The following is a 1,191-nucleotide window of genomic DNA, read 5'->3' on the forward strand; positions in this document are numbered from 1 at the left end:
AATGGCGAAGAGCAAGTTTGAACGAACAAAACCGCATGTTAATATTGGTACGATTGGTCACGTTGATCATGGGAAGACCTCATTGACAGCAGCGATTACGAAATATTTTGGTGAATTTAAAGCTTATGACCAAATTGATGCTGCTCCGGAGGAACGCGCACGTGGAATTACTATTTCTACAGCCCACGTTGAGTATGAAACGGAAAATCGTCACTATGCGCACGTTGATTGTCCAGGACACGCTGATTATGTGAAAAACATGATCACAGGGGCAGCACAGATGGATGGTGCTATTTTGGTTGTTTCAGCAGCTGATGGCCCAATGCCTCAGACACGTGAGCATATTTTGCTTGCACGTCAGGTTGGTGTTCCAGCAATTGTTGTTTTTCTTAATAAAGTTGATCAAGTTGATGATGCAGAACTTTTGGAGCTTGTAGAGCTTGAGGTTCGGGAACTTTTATCCAAATATGATTTCCCAGGCGATGATATACCAATTGTTAAGGGTTCTGCGTTAGCAGCCCTTGAGGATAAGGATAAAAGCATTGGTGAAGACGCTGTTCGTCTTTTAATGAGTGAAGTTGATAATTATATTCCAACCCCTGAACGTCCTGTTGATCAACCATTTTTGATGCCGATAGAGGATGTATTTTCGATTTCGGGTCGTGGAACGGTTGTTACGGGTCGTGTTGAGCGTGGTGTTATTAAAGTTGGAGAGGAAATCGAGATTATCGGTATTCGTCCAACGTCTAAGACAACGGTTACGGGCGTTGAAATGTTCCGCAAGCTTTTAGATCAAGGTCAAGCGGGGGATAATATAGGAGCTCTGCTACGTGGTGTTGATCGTGAAGGGATCGAGCGTGGTCAAGTATTGGCGAAGCCAGGATCTGTTACGCCTCATACACGTTTTAAAGCAGAGGCTTACATTTTGACAAAAGATGAAGGTGGGCGTCATACGCCATTTTTCACGAATTATCGCCCTCAGTTTTACTTCCGTACAACGGATGTTACAGGGATTGTTACGCTTCCAGAAGGAACGGAAATGGTTATGCCCGGTGACAATGTTGCCATGGATGTTTCGTTGATCGTTCCGATAGCGATGGAAGAAAAACTTCGTTTTGCTATTCGTGAAGGTGGTCGTACTGTTGGTGCCGGTATCGTCTCTAAGATCATTGAATAAATAATGCTTGTTGA

At 43.8% G+C, this 1,191-nt stretch carries 1 protein-coding gene; it reads left to right on the top strand.

Annotation, left to right across the window (positions count from 1 at the left end; all coding sequences use genetic code 11):
* Position 1 precedes the first annotated feature (1 nt).
* Positions 2–1,177: an elongation factor Tu gene (gene tuf / locus ACFIJJ_RS09765; RefSeq protein WP_012755022.1), complete on the top strand. Its 1,176-nt coding sequence runs from the start codon at positions 2–4 to the stop codon at positions 1,175–1,177.
* The last annotated feature ends 14 nt before the right edge of the window (positions 1,178–1,191 follow it).

Source organism: Bartonella sp. TT29SHDZB (genome assembly GCF_042193395.1).
GTDB lineage: Bacteria > Pseudomonadota > Alphaproteobacteria > Rhizobiales > Rhizobiaceae > Bartonella.

Coding starts and splice junctions, on each gene's coding strand:
- tuf (WP_012755022.1), top strand. CDS start 2: ATGGCGAAGAGCAAGTTTGAACGAACAAAACCGCATGTTAATATTGGT.